The 19,654-nt window shown below is 64.8% G+C and carries 16 protein-coding genes, 1 tRNA gene and 1 pseudogene; 3 read left to right on the forward strand and 15 right to left on the reverse strand.

Annotation, left to right across the window (positions count from 1 at the left end):
* Positions 1–8 precede the first annotated feature (8 nt).
* From nuoI to QMX83_RS02610, 13 genes are all read right to left on the reverse strand, one after another.
* Positions 9–497: an NADH-quinone oxidoreductase subunit NuoI gene (nuoI, locus tag QMX83_RS02550; protein WP_068853404.1), complete on the reverse strand. Its 489-nt coding sequence runs from the start codon at positions 495–497 to the stop codon at positions 9–11.
* Positions 498–500: 3 nt separating this feature from the next.
* On the reverse strand, positions 501–1,592 hold the full coding sequence (gene nuoH, locus QMX83_RS02555) for an NADH-quinone oxidoreductase subunit NuoH (RefSeq protein WP_282295088.1): 1,092 nt from the start codon (positions 1,590–1,592) through the stop codon (positions 501–503).
* A complete protein-coding gene (nuoG, locus tag QMX83_RS02560) occupies positions 1,589–3,832 on the reverse strand; it encodes an NADH-quinone oxidoreductase subunit NuoG (RefSeq protein ID WP_282295089.1) in 2,244 nt (747 codons plus the stop codon). The genes nuoH and nuoG overlap by 4 nt, the downstream gene beginning before the upstream one ends.
* Positions 3,829–5,169: an NADH-quinone oxidoreductase subunit NuoF gene (gene nuoF, locus QMX83_RS02565; protein ID WP_282295090.1), complete on the reverse strand. Its 1,341-nt coding sequence runs from the start codon at positions 5,167–5,169 to the stop codon at positions 3,829–3,831. The genes nuoG and nuoF overlap by 4 nt, the downstream gene beginning before the upstream one ends.
* Before the next feature lie 3 nt (positions 5,170–5,172).
* Positions 5,173–5,700 (reverse strand): NADH-quinone oxidoreductase subunit NuoE, encoded by a 528-nt coding sequence (nuoE, locus tag QMX83_RS02570; RefSeq protein ID WP_125360409.1) that lies wholly within the window; start codon positions 5,698–5,700, stop codon positions 5,173–5,175.
* Positions 5,701–5,794: 94 nt separating this feature from the next.
* Complete coding sequence (locus tag QMX83_RS02575) at positions 5,795–7,102, reverse strand: NADH-quinone oxidoreductase subunit D (RefSeq protein ID WP_282295091.1); 1,308 nt, start codon at positions 7,100–7,102, stop codon at positions 5,795–5,797.
* Positions 7,099–7,848: an NADH-quinone oxidoreductase subunit C gene (locus QMX83_RS02580; protein ID WP_282295092.1), complete on the reverse strand. Its 750-nt coding sequence runs from the start codon at positions 7,846–7,848 to the stop codon at positions 7,099–7,101. Before QMX83_RS02580 ends, QMX83_RS02575 begins: the two co-directional genes overlap by 4 nt.
* 32 nt (positions 7,849–7,880) lie before the next feature.
* The gene (locus QMX83_RS02585) at positions 7,881–8,435 is read right to left on the reverse strand and encodes an NADH-quinone oxidoreductase subunit B (protein WP_017354657.1); all 555 of its coding nucleotides are present in this window, start codon (positions 8,433–8,435) and stop codon (positions 7,881–7,883) included.
* A complete protein-coding gene (locus tag QMX83_RS02590; protein ID WP_282295102.1) occupies positions 8,426–8,782 on the reverse strand; it encodes an NADH-quinone oxidoreductase subunit A in 357 nt (118 codons plus the stop codon). The genes QMX83_RS02585 and QMX83_RS02590 overlap by 10 nt, the downstream gene beginning before the upstream one ends.
* A 113-nt stretch (positions 8,783–8,895) precedes the next feature.
* Positions 8,896–8,980 (reverse strand) — tRNA-Leu (locus tag QMX83_RS02595).
* Positions 8,981–9,029: 49 nt separating this feature from the next.
* The gene (secG, locus tag QMX83_RS02600) at positions 9,030–9,482 is read right to left on the reverse strand and encodes a preprotein translocase subunit SecG (RefSeq protein WP_282295093.1); all 453 of its coding nucleotides are present in this window, start codon (positions 9,480–9,482) and stop codon (positions 9,030–9,032) included.
* A gap of 26 nt (positions 9,483–9,508) precedes the next feature.
* Positions 9,509–10,264, reverse strand: a complete 756-nt coding sequence (tpiA, locus tag QMX83_RS02605; protein ID WP_282295094.1) for a triose-phosphate isomerase — start codon at positions 10,262–10,264, stop codon at positions 9,509–9,511.
* Between the two features lie 375 nt (positions 10,265–10,639).
* Positions 10,640–11,575 carry a 2-oxoglutarate and iron-dependent oxygenase domain-containing protein gene (locus QMX83_RS02610; RefSeq protein ID WP_282295095.1) on the reverse strand — a complete coding sequence of 312 codons (936 nt, stop codon included), beginning with the start codon at positions 11,573–11,575 and terminating at the stop codon, positions 10,640–10,642.
* Positions 11,576–11,777: 202 nt separating this feature from the next.
* On the opposite strand from QMX83_RS02610, the gene QMX83_RS02615 reads away from it, so the two are divergent.
* From QMX83_RS02615 to QMX83_RS02625, 3 genes and pseudogenes are all read left to right on the forward strand, one after another.
* Positions 11,778–13,643, forward strand: coding sequence for a sulfatase-like hydrolase/transferase (locus QMX83_RS02615; RefSeq protein ID WP_282295096.1), 1,866 nt, complete (start codon positions 11,778–11,780; stop codon positions 13,641–13,643).
* A gap of 18 nt (positions 13,644–13,661) precedes the next feature.
* Positions 13,662–14,827, forward strand: a pseudogene (locus tag QMX83_RS02620) (glycosyltransferase family 4 protein).
* On the forward strand, positions 14,814–15,668 hold the full coding sequence (locus QMX83_RS02625; protein ID WP_282295097.1) for a polysaccharide deacetylase family protein: 855 nt from the start codon (positions 14,814–14,816) through the stop codon (positions 15,666–15,668). The pseudogene QMX83_RS02620 and the gene QMX83_RS02625 overlap by 14 nt, the downstream one beginning before the upstream one ends.
* Positions 15,669–17,252: 1,584 nt before the next feature.
* Here QMX83_RS02625 and glmM read toward each other — a convergent pair.
* Positions 17,253–18,620 (reverse strand): phosphoglucosamine mutase, encoded by a 1,368-nt coding sequence (gene glmM, locus QMX83_RS02630; protein ID WP_282295098.1) that lies wholly within the window; start codon positions 18,618–18,620, stop codon positions 17,253–17,255.
* Positions 18,620–19,495 carry an acetyl-CoA carboxylase, carboxyltransferase subunit beta gene (gene accD / locus QMX83_RS02635; RefSeq protein WP_282295099.1) on the reverse strand — a complete coding sequence of 292 codons (876 nt, stop codon included), beginning with the start codon at positions 19,493–19,495 and terminating at the stop codon, positions 18,620–18,622. Before accD ends, glmM begins: the two co-directional genes overlap by 1 nt.
* Positions 19,496–19,654 lie beyond the last annotated feature (159 nt).

Below are 19,654 nucleotides of genomic sequence, written 5' to 3' on the forward strand. Positions count from 1 at the left end.
ATGCGACCTCAGCGGAAAGCGGCATCGGCGGCGCGACGCTCGGCGATTTCGGCTTCAAGCCGATCACCGATGGCCAGCAGCTGCGGCTTGGTAACGATGTTTTCGCCACGGTTCTCGAAGTGGTACTCAAGAATGTGGGTCTCGACGATGGAGTCCACCGGGCAGCTTTCCTCGCAGAAGCCGCAGAAGATGCACTTGAACAGATCGATGTCGTAGCGGGTGGTACGGCGGGTGCCGTCTTCACGCTTGGCCGAGTCGATGGTGATCGCCAGCGCCGGGCACACCGCTTCGCACAGCTTGCAGGCGATGCAGCGCTCTTCGCCGTTGGGATAACGGCGCAGCGCGTGCAGACCACGGAAGCGCGGCGACTGCGGGAACTTCTCCATCGGGTACATCAGCGTGTACTTCGGCTTGAAGGTGTACTTCAGCGTCAGCCACAGACCGCCGAGCAGTTCGAGCAGGAGCAGGCTTTTGAAGTAATGGGTAATTCTGTTCATCACTTAGACGCCCTTCTGGATCACGCCGTAGAACACCATCAACGCCGTTACTGCAATCCACGCGATGGTGAGCGGGATGAAGACCTTCCAGCCCAGACGCATGATCTGGTCATAACGGAAGCGCGGGAAGCTGGCACGGAACCAGATGTAGGCACTGGCGAAGAAGAACACCTTGACGAACAGCCACGGTGCACCGCCCTTCCAGATCCAGTCGATCCACGGCGAGATGTCCGCGGTGACCCAGCCCTGGATCGGGCTCAGCCAGCCACCCAGGAAGAAGATCGAGATCAGGAAGCTGATCAGGATCATGTTGGCGTATTCGGCCAGGAAGAACAGCGCGAACGCACCGCCCGAATATTCCACCATGTGACCGGCGACGATTTCCGATTCACCTTCCACCACGTCGAACGGCGCGCGGTTGGTTTCGGCCACGCCGGACACCCAGTACACGACGAACAGCGGGAACAGCGGAATCAGGAACCAGTCGAAGAAGCCCGAGCTGCCGGCCTGGGCCAGCACGATGTTGCTCAGATTCAGGCTGCCGGAGGCGATCATCACGCCCACCAGGGCGAAGCCCATGGCGATTTCGTAGCTGATCATCTGCGCCGAGGCGCGCATGGCACCGAGGAAGGCGTACTTCGAGTTGGATGCCCAACCGGCCAGGATGATGCCGTAGATGCCCAGCGAGGTCATCGCCAGCAGGTACAGCAGACCCGCGTTGGCGTTGGACAGCACGATCTGCGCGTCGAAGGGCACCACCGACCAGGCCGCGAAGGCCGGAGCCAGGGTGATCAGCGGAGCCAGCACAAAGATCGCCTTGTGCGAACTCGCCGGCTGGATGATTTCCTTGAACAGCAGTTTGAAGACGTCGGCGAAGGCCTGGAAGATGCCCATGCCCACGTACATCGGGCCGTGGCGGACGTGCATCCAGCCGATCAGCTTGCGCTCCCAGACCACGTAGAAGGCCACCGAGATGATCACCGGCATGGCGATCAGCAGGATCTTCAGGATGATCCAGATCAGCGCGCCGATTTCACCGAGGCCAAGCAGCCACTGGTGCAGCGGGTCGACCGCGTTCAACAGCAATTCGTTCATGCAGCCACCACCGTTACGCGTGCGGCACCCAGCGGTGCGGTCGCACCGTGGCCCGATTCAATCCAGACCGAACCCGCGGCGACACGGGCGTCGACCACCACCGGCAGCGTGGCCTTGCCGGCATCGGTGCCGACCTTGGCCATCTGCCCTTCGACCAGCTGCAGGCGGGCGGCGTCGTCGGCGTTGAGCACGATGCGCGGCGCGTTGTTCAGCGGGTGCGACTGCAGCGCCTGCGCGCGGCGAACCACGGCGTCGGTGCGGTAGATCGCGGCGGTGGAAGCCACTTCCAGACCTTCGCCGGTGACCGGCGTTGCCGCGGAAGCGGACACATTGACAGTCACCGGGGCCAGGCTGGCACGCAGGCCGGCCAGGTCGGTGAAGTCGAAACCGGCCAGGGCCAGTTCGCCACCGAGCGCACGCAGCACGCGCCAGCCTTCACGGGCCTCGCCCGGCAGCTTGCCGCCGGCACGGGCCGACTGCTCGCGACCATCGAGGTTGGTCAGGGTGGCGTCGATTTCCGGCAGCGCGCCGATCGGCAGGATCACGTCGGCGACGTCGCGGGTCGAGGCACAGGCGAACTGGCTGAAGGCCACCACCTGGGCACCGGCCAGCGCCTTGCGGGCAGCCGGTGCATCGGCGAAGTCCAGACCCGGCTCGATGCCGTAGATCGCGTACGCCTTGCGCGGCTGGGCCAGCATCGCGGCCACGTCTTTGCCGGCCGGCAGCACGCCGGCGCGGGACAGACCCACGGCGTTGGCACCCTGCGGAATGCGGCACAGCTTGGCACCGGTAGCGACGGCGAAATCACGCGCGGCGGCGCGGATCGCGGCGGCCTGCGGGTGGTTCTCGGCGATGCCACCGACGATCAGCACGGCATTGCCGGTGACCGCCTGGCGCAGCTCGGCATTGCCCAGCGCTTCGACGAACTTCGACGGGGCGACAATCTGCTTGCCGGCCAGCTTGAAGGCGAAGTCGAAATCAACCGGGTTGATCGCGTGGATCTTCGCGTTGCGCGTGGTCTGTGCCTTGCGCAGGCGGGCGTGCAGCAGCGGCAGCTCGTGGCGGATGTTGCTGCCGAGCACGACGATGTTGTCAGCGGCTTCGATCTCGGCCAGCGACAGGCCGAAGGTCTCGGCGATGGCGGCGTCGGAGAAGTCGCGGTTGTTGATGCGGTGGTCGATGTTGCCGGTGCCCAGGCCCGATGCCAGGCGGGCCAGCAGTGCGCCCTCCTCGTTCGAAGCCGACGGGTGCACCAGCACGCCGAGGTCGTCGCCGGTGTTGGCCGACAGAATTTCCTTGGCGGCGGCCAGGCCTTCGGCCCAGCTCACTTCCTGCCATTCGCCGTTGACCTTGCGCAGCGGCTTCACCGCGCGGTCGGCGCTGTACAGGCCCTGGTGCGAGTAGCGATCACGGTCGGACAGCCAGCATTCGTTGACCAGCTCGTTGTCGCGCGGCACCGCGCGCAGCACTTCGCCGCGACGCACGTGCAGGAACAGGTTCGAGCCCATCGCGTCGTGGTAACCCAGCGACTCGCGTGCGGTCAGTTCCCACGGACGGGCGCGGAACTGGAACACCTTGTTGGTCAGCGCGCCGACCGGGCAGACGTCGACGACGTTGCCGGACAGCTCGGTGGTCAGCGGCTTGCCGTCGTAGGTACCGATCTGCAGGTTTTCACCGCGGTACATGCCACCCAGTTCATAGGTACCGGCAACGTCGGCGGTGAAGCGGACGCAGCGGGTGCACTGGATGCAGCGGGTCATTTCGGTGGCGACCAGCGGACCGATGTCCTCGTCCGGCACCACGCGCTTGCGCTCGTTGAAGCGGCTGACCGAACGGCCATAGCCCAGCGAGACGTCCTGCAGCTCGCACTCGCCGCCCTGATCGCAGATCGGGCAGTCCAGCGGGTGGTTGATGAGCAGGAACTCCATCACCGAGCGCTGGAACTTGAGTGCCTTTTCGCTGCGGGTGGCGACCTTCATGCCGTCCATCACCGGCGTGGCGCAGGCCGGAGCCGGCTTGGGCGACTTTTCAACGTCGACCAGGCACATGCGGCAGTTGGCGGCGATCGGCAGCTTCTCGTGGTAGCAGAAGCGCGGGATCGGAATGCCGGCCTTGTCGGCGGCCTGGATGATCATCGAGCCCTTGGGCACGACAAGGGACTGGCCGTCGATCTCGACGGTTACATGTCCTTCCGGCACAACCGCCGGGGTACCGGCGGGATTGTTGGGTTGCGCGCTCATGCAGCGGCTGCCTCCACCTTCTTGCCGTCAACCATCGAATGACCGTTGACGATGTAGTACTCGAATTCGTCCCAGAACTGGCGCAGGAAGCCCTGGATGGGCCATGCCGCCGCTTCACCGAACGCACAGATGGTGTGGCCTTCGATCTGGCCGGCCACGGCCTTCAGCTGGTGCAGGTCTTCCATGGTGGCCTTGCCGGCGACGATGCGCTCGAGCACGCGGTGCATCCAGCCGGTGCCTTCACGGCACGGGGTGCACTGGCCACAGGATTCCTTGTGGAAGAACTGGCTGATGCGGCAGGCGAACTTGACGCAGCAGACGCTGTCGTCCAGCACCACGATGGCCCCCGAACCCAGACCGGTGCCCAGGGCACGCAGGGTGTCGTAGTCCATCTGCAGGCCCTTGAGCTCTTCGGCCTTCAGCACCGGCATCGACACACCGCCCGGAATCGCGCCCTTCAGGGTGCGGCCCGGCTTCAGACCACCGGCCATTTCCAGCAGGTCGTCGAAGGTGGTGCCCAGCGGCACTTCAAAGTTGCCGCCCTTCTGCACGCAGCCGGAGACCGAGAAGATCTTCGGACCGCCGTTCTTGGTCAGGCTCAGGCTCTGGAACCATTCCGGGCCATTGCGGATGATCGCCGGCACGGAAGCGTAGGTTTCGGTGTTGTTGATCGTCGACGGCTTTCCGTACAGACCGAAGTTCGCCGGGAACGGCGGCTTGTAGCGCGGCTGGCCCTTCTTGCCTTCCAGCGATTCCATCAGTGCGGTTTCTTCGCCGCAGATGTACGCGCCAGCACCCAGCGCACCGTAGATGTCGATATCCACGCCGCTGCCGAGAATGTTCTTGCCCAGCCAGCCGTTCGCGTAGGCGTCGGCCAGGGCCTGTTCGAAGTTCTCGAACGGCTCGTGGTGGAACTCACCACGCAGGTAGTTGTAGCCCACGGTGCTGCCGGTGGCGTAGCAGGCAATGGCCATGCCTTCCACCACGGAGTGCGGGTTGTAACGCAGGATGTCGCGGTCCTTGCAGGTACCCGGCTCGGACTCGTCCGAGTTGCACAGGATGTACTTCTGCATGGTGCCCTTGGGCATGAAGGACCACTTCAGGCCGGTCGGGAAGCCTGCGCCGCCACGGCCGCGCAGGTTCGACTGCTTGACCATCTCGATCACCTGCTCCGGCGGGATCTTCTCTTCGAGGATCTTGCGCAGGGCAGCGTAGCCACCGGTCTTGAGGTAGCTCTCGTACGACCACGGGGTGTCGTAGTGCAGCGTGGTGTAGACCACCTGGTGCGGCAGCGGTGCGGGACCGACCGGGCCGGTGGGTGCGTGATGATGTGCCATGGCTTACTCCAACCCGTCCAGCAGCGCGTCGACCTGCTCGACGGTCAGGCGCTCGTGATAGTGACCATTGATGACCATCATCGGCGCACCGGCGCAACCGGCCAGGCATTCTTCTTCACGCTTGAGGTAGATGCGACCGTCCGCGGTGGACTGGCCGGTCTTGCAGCCGAGCTTCTTTTCGGCGTGCGCGACCAGGTCTTCCGCACCGTTCAGCCAGCAGCTGATGTTGGTGCAGAAGGCAACGTTGTGGCGGCCGACCTTTTCCAGCTCGAACATCGAGTAGAAGCTGGCCACTTCGTACGCCCACACCGGCGGCAGGTCCAGGTACTTGGCCACGCCGGCGATCAGTTCGTCGGTCAGCCAGCCCTGGTTCTGCTCCTGCGCGGCATGCAGGCCCTGCAGCGTGGCAGAGCGCTTGCGGTCCGGCGGGAACTTGGACAGCCAGTGATCGATGTGAGCACGGGTCTTGTCGCTCAGCACCACCATCGGGTCGACGTCGCGCGCCGCCTCGAAATTACCTGTCGCCTTCATCGGCCGACCTCAACGAATACCAAATCGTGGAAAACCAGAACCTGCAGCGCCGGCAGCAGCCGGCGGGTGTCAGGCATCGTGCTTGCGGCCGGACTCACCGGTCGACCTCGCCGAACACCAGGTCGTAGGTGCCGATCATGGCCACCACGTCGGCGAGCATGTGCCCGCGCACGACCGAGTCGATCGAGGACAGATGGGCGAAGCCCGGCGCGCGCAGGTGCACGCGGAACGGCTTGTTGGCGCCATCGGACATCAGGTAGCAGCCGAACTCGCCTTTCGGGGCTTCCACCGCCGAATAGGTTTCGCCGGCCGGCACGCAGTAGCCTTCACTGAAGAGCTTGAAGTGATGGATCAGCGCTTCCATGTCGTCCTTCATGTCCTCGCGCTTGGGCGGAGCGACCTTGAAGTTCTTCACCATCACCGGGCCCGGATTGGCCTTCAGCCACGCCACGCACTGCTTGATGATGCGGTTGGATTCGCGCATTTCCGCGACGCGGACCAGGTAACGGTCGTAGCAGTCGCCTTCCTTGCCCAGCGGGATATCGAAGTCGACGGCGTCGTACTTGGCGTACGGCTGCTTCTTGCGCAGGTCCCAGGCAATGCCCGAGCCGCGCAGCATCACGCCGGTCATGCCCCAGGCATGGGCCAGTTCCGGGGTGACCACGCCGATGCCGACGGTACGCTGCTTCCAGATACGGTTGTCGGTGAGCAGGGTCTCGTATTCGTCAACGCGGCTGGGGAACTCATTGGTGAAGTTCTCCAGGAAGTCCAGCAGCGAACCTTCGCGCGCGGCGTTGAGGTTCTTCAGGGCTTGGCCCTTGTGCCAACGCGATTCCTTGTACTTCGGCATCTGGTCCGGCAGGTCGCGGTAGACGCCGCCCGGACGGTAGTACGCCGCGTGCATGCGCGCGCCGGAGACTGCTTCGTAGCAGTCCATCAGCTCTTCGCGTTCGCGGAAGGCGTACAGCATGACCGCCATCGCACCCAGGTCGAGTGCGTTGGAACCCAGCCACATCAGGTGGTTCAGGATGCGGGTGATTTCGTCGAACATGGTGCGGATGTACTGCGCACGCTCCGGCGCTTCGATCCCCATCAGGGTTTCGATCGCGCGCACGTAGGCGTGTTCGTTGCACATCATCGACACGTAGTCGAGGCGGTCCATGTAACCGATGGACTGGTTGAACGGCTTGGACTCGGCCAGCTTCTCGGTGCCCCGGTGCAGCAGGCCCACGTGCGGGTCGGCACGGACGATGGTTTCACCGTCCATTTCCAGGATCAGGCGCAGCACACCGTGCGCGGCCGGATGCTGCGGACCGAAGTTCATGGTGTAGTTGCGGATTTCCTGGCGCGATTCGGCCGGGTTGCTCGCAAACGCCTGGTGGGACTGATGGATCTGGCTCACTTCACTGCCTCCGACTGCGCGGTTTCACCGGCAGCGGTCTGGAAACGGGCGTCGTCACGGATCACGCGCGGCACGCCGACGCGCGGTTCGACCGAGGTCACCGGTTCATAGATCACGCGCTTCTTTTCTTCGTCGTAGCGCACTTCGACGTTGCCGATCAGCGGGAAGTCCTTGCGGAACGGATGTCCCACAAAGCCGTAGTCGGTCAGGATGCGGCGCAGGTCCGGGTGACCTTCGAAGATCACGCCGAACAGGTCGAACGCTTCACGCTCGAACCAGTTCAGGCCCGGCCACACGGGGGTCAGCGAGGCCACCACCGGCAGTTCTTCGTTCGGCGCGAAGCAGCGGATGCGCATGGTCAGGTTGTGCTGGTAGGAGCGCAGCTGCGCGACTACGGCAAAACGCTGCTGCGGCACCGGCTGCGGCTGGGCACCGTCGGCGGTTTCGCGGCTGGGGAATTCACCCCAGGCGAAACGACCAGCACCCTTGCCTTCCACGCCGCGGCTGAAGCCGTGCGAGGAGACATCAGCGGTGTCCCATTCGTCGTCGCCGTAACCGAGGTAGTCCAGACCACACAGGTCAACGGACTGCTCGAAACCGAATTCGTCGCGCAGCGCCACCGCCGTCGCCAGCCAGTCAGCAGCGGGCACTTCCAGCGTCACTTCGCCGCGGGGTTCGACCACGAAGACCTGCGCACCTGCGAAACGTGCGGAGAGTCGGTCGATGAAGGATGCTTGCTCTGCCATGGGGGCTTGGCGTGCTCTTGTCAGGAGGAATGTCAGCGGGCGATGGTCTGCGTACGCCAGATCTTCTTCTGCAGCTGCAGGATCCCGTACACCAGCGCTTCGGCGGTTGGCGGGCAGCCCGGGACGTAGACGTCCACCGGCACCACGCGGTCGCAACCACGCACCACTGCATACGAGTAGTGGTAGTAGCCGCCACCGTTGGCGCAGCTGCCCATGGAGATGACCCACTTCGGGTCCGGCATCTGGTCATAGACCTTGCGCAGCGCCGGGGCCATCTTGTTGACCAGGGTACCGGCCACGATCATCACGTCGGACTGACGCGGCGACGGGCGGAACACCACGCCGTACCGGTCAAGGTCCAGACGCGCCGCACCGGCGTGCATCATTTCGACCGCGCAGCAGGCCAGACCAAAGGTCATGGGCCACATCGAGCCGGTACGTGCCCAGTTCAACAGCGCGTCGACGCTGGTGGTCACGTAGCCCTTCTCGAGCAGCGGGTTGTCACCTTCGGGGCGCAGGATGTCGTCGACCCGCCCTTCCGGGACCGGGTTGTTCATCAGGCCATCGAGAGTCTGAATTACTCCCATTCCAGCGCTCCCTTCTTCCAGACGTAAATGAAACCGAGGAAAAGCATGCCCACGAACAGGCCCATCGTGACCAGGGAACGCGCCCCCAGCTCCATGAACACCTGGGTCCACGGCACGATGAAGATGATTTCCAAGTCAAATACGATGAACTGGATCGCGATCAGGTAGTAGCGCACATCGAACTTCATGCGCGCGTCCTCGAAGGCCTCGAAGCCGCATTCGTACGGCGAGAGCTTCTTCAGATCTGGACGCCGGGGACCGAGGAACCGACCGACCGCCATCAGCGCAACGCCGATACCGGTGGCAACAATCAGAAACAGCAGAGACGGCAAATATTCGGCCAGCACAGCGATTCTCTCTTGCCTCTGCCGCCACGCCTGCAGGCGTTTTGGCATGGGGGAGTGGACGGAACGCAGATCTGGCGCATAGCGCGCCAGACCGCAAACCGCTTACAAACAAATGGTGCCCAAGAGGGGACTCGAACCCCTACGACCTAAGTCGCTACCACCTCAAGGTAGTGCGTCTACCAATTCCGCCACCTGGGCTTACGATCGCGCCGGGGGTTGCCCGATGCGCCGCATATTGTAACCGTCTTCAGGGATTCTGGGAGCCTTCTGCAGGCTTTTCTTCACCAGAATTCGACGTTTCCGCCTGAGCCGGCACAGTGGCCGGGGCAGCAGCGGCCGGAACCGGCTGCGGCGCAGCGGCTTCGGGAGCCTTCGGCACGGCCGGCAGCTCACCGGCCGGCACTGCCGGAGCACTCTGGACCGGGGCGGACATCACGCCAAGGCCTGCATCGACGGTCGGACGGGCACCATGGCTGGCGTACCAGGCCATGAAGAGGCTGATGCCGAAGAACACCACGGCCAGCCACTTGGTGGTCTTGGACATGAAGTTGGACGCGCCGCGCGCACCGAACACCGTGCCCGAGGCACCCGCGCCGAAGCCCGAGCCTGCGGCCGCACCGGAACCACGCTGCATCAGGATGAGCGCGATCATGGCCACCGATACCAGCACGTAGACCACATTGAGGATCAACATCAGCATTTCGAATCCGTCCTCGGATTATTCATTTAACGCCCGGTCGCCGCCTCGACGATGGCCAGGAAATCTGCGGCGACCAACGAGGCGCCACCCACCAGCCCACCATCGACATCGGGCTGCGCGAACAGTTCCCCAGCGTTGTCGGGCTTGACGCTGCCGCCGTACAGGATCGGCAACGAATCGGCGATTCTAGCATCCCGCTTGGCCACTTCGCCACGGATGAAGGCATGGACTTCCTGCGCCTGCTCCTTGGAGGCGGTTTTACCGGTCCCGATGGCCCAGACCGGCTCATAGGCGACCACGGCGTGCTGGAAGCCGGCGGGACCGACCAGGTCCAGGACCGGGGCCAGCTGGCTGGCAATGACCTGTTCGGTCTGCCCGGCCTCACGCTGCTCCAGCGTTTCGCCGACGCACAGCACCGGAATCAGGCCGGCATGGATGGCAGCGGCAAACTTGCGGGCAACCAGCTCACTGCTTTCATGGTGGTACTGGCGACGCTCGGAGTGACCGACCAGCCCGTAGCGGGCACCGACCTCGGCCAACATGGCGGCAGACACCTCACCGGTGTAGGCCCCCTTTTCATTGGAGCTGACGTCCTGCGAGCCAAAGGCCACCGCCCTGCCCTCGAAATCATTGACCAGCTCGCCCAGGTACGGCAGCGGCGGCAGGATGACCACCTCGACACCGTCCTTGGGCAGGCTGGCGACCACGTCACTGACCAGGTCGGTCGCGAATTGACGGCTGCCGTGCAGCTTCCAGTTACCGGCGACGATCTTGCGGCGCATGGCGGTCTCCTTTGGGTATCAGCCCGCAATGATACCGGATGTAACGAATCCCTGTTCCACCGAAAACGCTTACATTTCAATTGGATAATTCACAGGAGCGGGCCTGTACCTGGATTGCATGCTATCCGTAGAGCCGGGCTCGCCCGGCTGCTGTTGGATTCGGGCGAACAGCCCTCGGTTCACGGGTTCCCTGGCTTGGCGGGTCGGGGTGGGCTGGAGGGGGCGTGAGCCGCATGGATGCGGCGACCGAGCTTACATGGACGTACTTGCAGCGTCCCCCGGAACGCCCATTCCGACCCGCCAAACCAGATATGCCGTGAACCACCGGCTGTTCGCCTAAATGCGAAAAGGCCACCTTGCGGTGGCCTTTTCGGGTTACTTGAGCTTGATCTCGCGAAGGCGCTCTTCCAGGAAGCCGTGGGCGGTGATGGCTTCGGGGTAGCGGCTGGGGTTGTCCAGGGTGATGCAGGTCGGCAGCACGTCGATCAGGAAGTCCGGGTTCGGGTGCAGGAAGAACGGCACCGAGTAACGCGGCTGGCGCGCCTGTTCGCCCGGGGGGTTGACCACGCGGTGGATGGTCGACGGGTACACGTGGTTGGTCAGACGCTGCAGCATGTCGCCGATGTTCACCACGATGGTGTCGGCGTCAGAGGTGAACGGCACCCACTTGCCATCGTGCGCCTGCACTTCCAGACCCGCCGCGCTCGCGCCCACCAGCAGCGTGATGAAGTTGATGTCGCCATGCGCGCCCGCACGCACGTTCGGGATGTCGTCGGCGGTGATCGGCGGGTAGTGGATCGGGCGCAGGATCGAATTGCCGTTGTTGGTCTTGTCAGCGAAGAAGTCGATCGGCAGACCGATGTGCAGCGCCAGCGCCGACAGCACCCGCGAACCCAGATTGTCCAACGCCTGGTACAGGCCGTAACCGCGCTCACGGAAGCCCGGGACCTCGGTCGGCCACAGATTCGGGGCCATCACGTCACGGTACTTGGAGTCGTCCGGAATCTCACGGCCAATGTGCCAGAACTCTTTCAGGTCGAAGTGCTTGGAGCCCTTCGCCGTCTCCACCCCGAACGGCGTGTAGCCGCGCGCACCGCCCGCGCCCGGCACGTGGTACTTCAGCTTGGTCTCTTCCGGCAGCGCGAAGAACGCCTTGAACACATCGTAGGCCGCGTCGATGTCCGCCTGCGGGATGCCATGATTGCGAATGCCCGCAAACCCCCATTCACGGTAAGCCGCGCCCAGTTCCGCGACGAAAGCGTCACGGTCACTGTCGAAACGGGTGATGTCGAGGGTGGGGATCTGGCTCACAGCGGTTCCTGGGGTTTCGGGTTGGGGACAGGGCCGCAGCTGTGGCCCGGCTGAATATTGTGCCAGATCGGACGGTAATCGCCGCCGATACATTGATACAAACCGATACAATGCGCGCCGCCCCGCCGTATCCCAGGCCGGGCGGCCACGGACGCCGCCGCCGCCACGTCTTCAACTCCCTCTTTCGCGCGCTACCAGTTACATGGACGATTCGCTTTCCGCCCTGCCCCCGCCTTCCGCCGTGCGCTGGCAGCGCCTGGGCTGGCTGACCCTGTTCACCGCCATCAACGCCTGCGTGGCCATCGCCATCGTGCTGGGCAACACCCCGCTGCAGGACAATCCCGGCGGCACTCTCGGACTGGGCTACCTGGCCCTTGCCCTGCCCGGCCACTTCCTGTTTTTCGGTGCGCTGGTGTCGCTGCTGCCACTGGCCATCGGGCTGTGGTCGCGGTCGCCTCGCCCGCTGCAGGTCAGCGCGGAGGTGCTGCAAGGCCTGTGGCTGTGCCTGCTGCTGGTCGATGCCAAGGTGTTTGAATTGTATCGCTTCCACCTCAACGCCATGGTCCTGAACATGGTGTTTGGCGGAGCCCTGCAGGACCAGGTCGCGCTGTCCTGGCAGACCTGGCTGCAGGTCGGCGGCGTGCTGCTCGCGGTCGCTGCGGCCGAGGTCCTGCTGGCCTGGGCCTGCTGGCGACTGCTGCCGGCCGGTCATCGACGCCGACCGGTCCTGCTGGCGTGGACCGCCGGCATCGTGCTGATGCTCACCGGACAGGTGGCCACGGCCTATTACGACGCACGCGGCGAACGCGCTGTCACCAGCCAGTGGGCCTATCTGCCCTGGGCCCAGCCGATCACGGCCAAGCGCCACATGCACAAGCTTGGGGTGCGCAGTGCACCACAGGCCAACCTGCCCGACCCGCGCATGAGCCAGCTGGAATACCCGCTGCAGCCGCTGCGCTGCCAGAGTCACACCCGCCCGAACGTGCTGGTGGTGGTCCTGGAGTCACTGCGCCACGACGCGCTCGATGCCACCACCATGCCCAACACCTGGGCGATGGCACAGCGCTCGGAAACCTTCGACCGTCACTACAGCAGCGGCAACGCCACCCGCTACGGCCTGTTCGGCCTGCTGTACGGCCTGCCGGGCGGCTACTGGCAGAGCATGCTCACTGAGCAGCGTGGATCGCTCCTGTTCCAGGTGCTGGGCCAGCAGGGCTACTCCCTGCACCTGTATGGCAGCGCGCCGCTGTACAGCCCGGAGTTCGACCGCACCGTGTTCGCCCAGGTCCGCGACCAGCTGCACATGGCCCCGTCCGATCTGCCGGTGGCCGAACGCGACCGTCACATCGTCGAGGCGATGCAGGGCGATATGCTGAAGCCCACGAACTCCCCCTGGTTCGGCTTCGTGTTCCTGGACAGCACCCACGCGCCTTATCACCTGCCTGCGGACTATCCGCCGCTGGCCACGCCCATGGCGAAAGAGATCAACTTCCTGGCGCTGGACAAAGACCACGACCCCACGCCCGAGCTGAACCGGTATCGCACGGCCACACATTACGCCGACAGTCTGGTTGGACAATTGCTGCAGACCCTGCACGACAGCGGGCAGGCCGACAACACCATCGTGCTCATCACCGGCGACCACGCCGAGGAGTTCAACGACCTGGGACTGAACTACTGGGGCCATAACGGCAACTTCTCCGACTACCAGATGCAGGTGCCTTTCGTGCTGCACTGGCCGGGCCGTGACGCCCAGGCGCACGCCACCACCAGCAGCCACGAAGACTGGGTGCCCACGCTGATGCGTCATGGATTGGGCTGCGAGAATCCGCTGGCCGATTTCAGCACCGGTCACGACCTGTTCGACGAGGAACGCGCCAACCGGCCGGTGCTGGTGGAAAGCTGGTCGCAGCGCGGCATCCGCGACGGCGACAACACCTACGTGTTCGACAAGTTCGGCAACGCCACGGCGCTGGACCGCCACTACCTGCCGTTACCCGAACAACAACCTGATCCTGCTGCGGTGAAAGCCGCGTGGGACGCACTGACGCATTTCCGCAAGCATTGACGCCTGGAACGTTCATCGATGAACACGCCCCTTGACCGCAGACCCTTGAAAATTCTGCACACCGAAGCCGCCAAGGGATTTGGCGGCCAGGAAATCTATATCTACCGCCACATGCTGGCCATGCGTGAGCGCGGCCACGATGTGTCGCTGCTGTGCCAGCCGGGTTCGCGCCTGGGCGACATTGCACGCGATGCGGGGTTCACCGTGCACTCGCTGAAGATGGGCGGGCTGCTGCGCCTGGTGCGCGGCGTCTGGTCGGTCTCGCGACTGGTGCGACGCCAGCGTTACGACGTCGTCAACACCACCAGCCGGCGCGACGCGCTGATCGCCGCCGCGGGTGCGCGGCTGGCACATGCACCGCTGGTGGTCCGTTCGCGCCATCTGATGAGTCCGGTCAACTCGCTGCTGACCTACACGGGCCTGCCGCACCGGGTGCTCACGGTCAGCAGTTTCGTGAAGCAGATGCTGGTCAAGCGTGGCGTGGCTGACGCGCATGTGGGCATCGTGCCGCCGATCGCGGTTCCGATGCAGTGGACCGAGAACAACGACGGCGACGCCTGGCAGTGCCGGCAGCAGACCCGCGCGGAGGTCCGCCGCGAGCTGGGCTTCACCGACGATCAGATCGTGGTGGGCTGCGTGGCGGTGCTACGCGAACCCAAAGGCCACGTCGATCTGCTTCGTGCCATCGCACCGCTGTGCCGGCAGCACCCGCAGTTGCAGCTGGTGGTGGTGGGTGATGGCGAGCCCATGATGGAGCGGCTGAAGCACTGCGCGCCGAGCTTGGGATCGAATCGCAGGTGCATCTGCTGGGGTACCGGACGGGCGCGTGCCGGTTGATGACGGGCTTTGACATCTTCGCGCTGGCCACGCACAAGGAAGCGGCGGGCACGGTGTTCCTGGAAGCGGCGTACGTGGGCGTGCCGATCGTGGCCACACGCGTGGGTGGGGTGCCGGAGATGGTGGTGGAAGGCAGCAATGCGCTGCTGGCCCCGCTGGGCGACAGTGCTGCACTGACCACGGCATTGCAGACGCTGGTGGAAGACCCGACGCGCCGTGCGCAGATGGGCCGGGCCGGCTGGGACTGGATGCGCAGCGCGCATCGTTTCACCCCGACTGGACACACCGAAGCCACCGAGCACTACTATCACCAGTGGCTGAAGGAGCTGGGACATGGCAAACGCTAGAACGGTACCGGTGCTGATGCACCACCATGTGTCGCCGTCGCCGGGAATGATCACGGTGTCGCCGGAAAACTTCGAGAGCCAGATTGCGTGGCTGGCGAACAACGGCTGGACGTCGTTGACGCTGGACCAGTACGCGGATTTCCTGGCGGGCAAGCCGGTGCCGCGCAAGTCGATCGTGATCACGTTCGACGATGGGTATCTGGACAACTGGGTGTACGCGCATCCGATCCTGAAAAAGTACAACATGCATGCGGTGGTGTTCGTGGTGACGGGCTGGATGGGCGAAGGCCCGGTCCGCCCGCACGCGGGCGAACCGGGTGCGGTACTGCCGGCGACGCCGGACCATCGCGGCTGCGAGGCGGCGATCCTGCGCGAGAACCGCCACGACGAGGTGATGATGCGCTGGAGCGAGGCCCGGGCGATGATCGCCGAGGGCACGTTCGAGGTGCATTGCCACACGCACACGCACACGCGCTGGATGAAGCAGGACATCAGCCGCGACGAAAAGCGCGCGGGCATCCGCGGCGATCTGTCACGCGCGCGCGAGGTGCTGCAGGAAAAGCTGGGCGAGGTCTCGGACACGCTGTGCTGGCCGTACGGCGACTTCGACGAGGACTACCTGCCGATCGCCCGCGAGCAGGGCTTCCGCTACCTGCACACCACGCACCCCTTCGGTCGCAACGTGGTGGGCGGCGACCCGGAGCACATCTACCGTTTCGCGATCCGCAACCGCCCGGCCAGCTGGCTGCGCAAGCGCATCGCCTGGAGCTACCACCCGCTGATCGCCCCGGTCTTCAACCGGTTCAAGGCGCGGCAGAAGAAGATGGCTCCCGGTCCCTGATTGCGATTGCACGATTTGTGCGACGCCGCGTTATCGCTGCGATTGCACGATTTACGTATCGCCGGGCTCTGCCCGGCTGCTGTTGGATTTGGGCGAACAACCCTCGGTTCACGGCTCCATTGGGTTGGCGGTTCGGGATGGGCGTTCCGGGGGACGCCGCAAGTACGTCCATGTAGGCTCAGTCGCCGCATCCATGCGGCTCATGCCTCCTCCAGCCCACCCCGACCCGCCACGACAGTGTGTCGGTGGCCATCGAAAATCAAACGCACGTAAACCCGGTAGCGTCGGTCGACAGACGACGGCCGTGAACGCACCAACGTTCTTTAACGCATGAACCAAAATCTCAATCGCATCTCGTGATGCCACATTCCACGCGGCTCAATCACGACACCCCTGCACCACCCAAAACTGCAACAGACGTCACGCATCCACACAGCGGCGATACCGTGCCACAAACGCCATAACCGTGCCTGACCCGTCAATGCCTCCGGTGTCATGTGTCGATTGCGACGCGCAAATTGCGCATATGCGCTGATATCGCAAAAATTGCTGCACGACATCAATCACTCGCTGATGTCCGTTCGATGCAGACTCATCCCAACGGAGCGTAGCAACTCCAGAGAGATCTCCAATTGATGTCCTTCGTCGGGCCCTGGTCCTGCGTCGGGAGTGTGGCTAATACAACACCTCTTCGGAGGAAATCCGCCACGCCGTTCTCTTTGGAGATCTTTCACGGTTGCTAACCTCCCGACCTCCTCGCCATCCCGGCGAGGAGGTAAACCGTGGAGAGGTTTGCCATGCAAAAGCACTGGGCGGACATGCCCGACGTTACGACACGCCAAATCCCCTGCCCCGCCGTGGGCACGCATTCGCCTTGTTTGCGTGCGATGCGAGAGGAGGCCTGCCGATGAAAAGGCCAGCATGGGTGCGAGTGAAGGTGGAACATGATCTGCGCCGTCGGTTCAAGAAGGTGGCGCGACATAGAGGCCAGTATCCAGCCGAGATGATCCGGGGGTACATGCAGCGGTGCGTGGATGAAACGGCCGAGGCATCGAAGGGTGGCGTGGATGGTCCCCGGCGCGATGGCTGAAATTCGTCCTTACGTGAGCGGTATTGGCAGGTCAGGAGCGGATTCGTTCCGGGGTCATGCGTTACCGGGTGTGGGTGATTTCAGGGCGATCGTCTGTCGACCGATCCCACCAAAGCAAGTCCACGCACGGAGAAGCGAGCCGTTGGTTTTGATCTTCCGTGGCCACCGGCGCACTGTCGTGGCGGGTCGGGGTGGGCTGGAGGGGGCGTGAGCCGCATGGATGCGGCGACCGAGCTTACAGGGACGTACTTGCAGCGTCCCCCGGAACGCCCATCCCGTCACGCCAACCCAGTGGAGCCGTGAACCGAGGGTTGTTCGCACGAATCCAACAGCAGCCGGGCAGAGCCCGGCTCTACGTAGGTCATGCAATCACAGGGATCCATGCGAGAGGTCATGCAATCGCAGGGGTCCGTGCGAGAGGCCGTGCAATCGCATGGATCCGCGCACGCGAGATGTCGGGTAAGAAAAAACCCGGCCGGAGCCGGGTTTTCAGGTCAGGCTGCAGCGGCTGCTTTTACCGCGCCGGACAGGCTGTCCAGCGTGGACTGCATCAGCTCGGCGCTGTCGGCCTCGACTGTGACGCGGACCACCGGCTCGGTGCCGGAGGGGCGCAGGAACGCGCGGCCGCGGCCCTTGACCGCCTGCTGCGCGTCGGCGAGCGCCGACTGCACGCCTTCGGACTGCACGATCGCCTTGGCCGACACACCAGCCAGACGCACGTTGACCGTCTTCTGCGGCACCTTGGTGATGTCAGACAGCGCCGCGCGCAGGGTCTTGCCCTCGCGACGCAGCACTTCCAGTACCTGCAGCGCGCTGACGATCGCATCGCCCGTGGTCGCACGGTCCAGACACAGCAGATGGCCCGAGGCTTCACCGCCCAGCACACCGCCGCCTTCCACCAGCGCCTGGTGCACGTAACGGTCACCCACGTTGCTGCGCACGAACGGCAGACCCAGACGCTCCAGCGCCTGTTCCAGACCGAAGTTGGTCATCAGCGTGCCCACCACCGGGCCACGCAGACGGCCGTTGCGCTGCCAGGAGGCCGCCAGCACGTACAGCAGGTCGTCACCGTCCACCGGGTTGCCCTGGTCGTCCGCCATCAGCACGCGGTCGCCGTCGCCGTCAAATGCAATGCCCAGGTCCGCACCCACTTCGCGCACCTTCGCCGCCAGGTTGTCGATGTGCATCGACCCCACGCCGTCGTTGATGTTCACGCCGTTCGGCTCGGCACCAATCGCCGTCACCTCTGCTCCCAGCTCGCGGAAGAGCAGCGGTGCGATGTGGTACGTCGCGCCGTGCGCGCAGTCGAGCACGATCTTCAGCCCGCGCAGATCGAACGCGCGCGGCACGCTGGCCTTGCAGAATTCGATATAGCGACCCACCGCGTCACGCGCGCGTGCCGCTTTGCCCAGGCGGTCCGATTCGGCCGTGGTGAATTCGCTGTCCAGCGCCGCTTCCAGCGCCAGTTCGGTCGCGTCATCCAGCTTCTCGCCATCGGCCGAGAAGAACTTGATGCCGTTGTCGTAGTGCGGGTTGTGCGACGCGCTGATCACGATGCCCGCGTCCGCACCCAGGGTGCGGGTCAGGAACGCCACTGCCGGCGTCGGCATCGGGCCCAGCAGCTGCACGTCGGCACCGGCTGCCACCAGCCCGGCTTCCAGCGCCGCTTCAAACATGTAGCCGGAAATGCGCGTGTCCTTGCCGATCACCACCACCGGGCGGTGGCCCGGGCGGTGACCATTGCGCTCGGTCAGCACGCGACCCAGGGCATTGCCCAGGCGCAGCACGAAATCCGCCGAGATGACGCCCTGGCCGACCCGACCGCGGATACCGTCGGTGCCAAAGTACTTGCGCGCCCCCATCAGGCAGCGTCCGCCGGCGACTGGCGACCCAGCATCGCGAGCAGGTCGGCCAGGCGGTCGCGCATTTCGCGGCGGTCGCAGATCTGGTCGATCGCACCGTGCTCCAGCAGGAACTCCGAACGCTGGAAGCCTTCCGGCAGCTTTTCGCGCACGGTCTGCTCGATCACGCGCGGGCCGGCAAAGCCAATCAGCGCCTGCGGTTCGGCGATGTTGATGTCGCCCAGCATCGCGAACGAGGCCGACACGCCACCGGTGGTCGGATGGGTCAGCACCGAGATGTACGGCAGGCCGGCGTCGCGCAGGCGACCCAGCGCAGCCGAGGTCTTGGCCATCTGCATCAGCGAGAACAGGCCTTCCTGCATGCGCGCGCCGCCGCTGGCGGAGAAGCACACGTAAGGTGCGCCGATTTCCAGCGCCTTTTCAGCGGCCAGCGAGAAGCGCTCGCCCACCACCGAACCCATCGAGCCGCCCATGAAGGCGAAGTCGAAGGCCGAAGCCACCAGCGGACGGCCCTTGAGCAGACCCTGCATGGCGATCAGCGCGTCGTACTCGCCGGTGTTCTTCTGCGAGGCCTTGATGCGCTCGCCGTATTTCTTCTGGTCCTTGAACTTCAGAAGGTCGGTCGGCCCCAGGCGGGCGGCGATTTCCGTGGTGCTGTCGGCGTCGAACAGCGAGGCCAGGCGCGCGCGTGCGCGGATCGCCATGTGGTGGCCGCACTTCGGGCAGACCTCCAGGTTTTCTTCCAGCTCCGGGCCGTACAGCGCGCTGTTGCAGTTGCTGCACTTTTCCCACAGGCCCTCGGGGACGCTGCGCTTCTTGCTCGGAACATTGTCGGTGCGGATGCCCGACGGCATCAGTTTGGTCAGCCAACTCATGCGGGTTGATACGTCCATTCAGGGCGGCCCGAAGACCGCAAAGGCGGACAGTCTAGCTCACCCGGTCCAGAGCCGGGATCCCTACGGGGGCGTGTGGAGGGCGCGTGAAAACCGCTCGCGGCACGCATCGCGTGGGCCGGCCAACGGCCGGCGCTACCG

Source organism: Stenotrophomonas sp. PS02289 (assembly GCF_029960115.1).
Lineage (GTDB): Bacteria > Pseudomonadota > Gammaproteobacteria > Xanthomonadales > Xanthomonadaceae > Stenotrophomonas.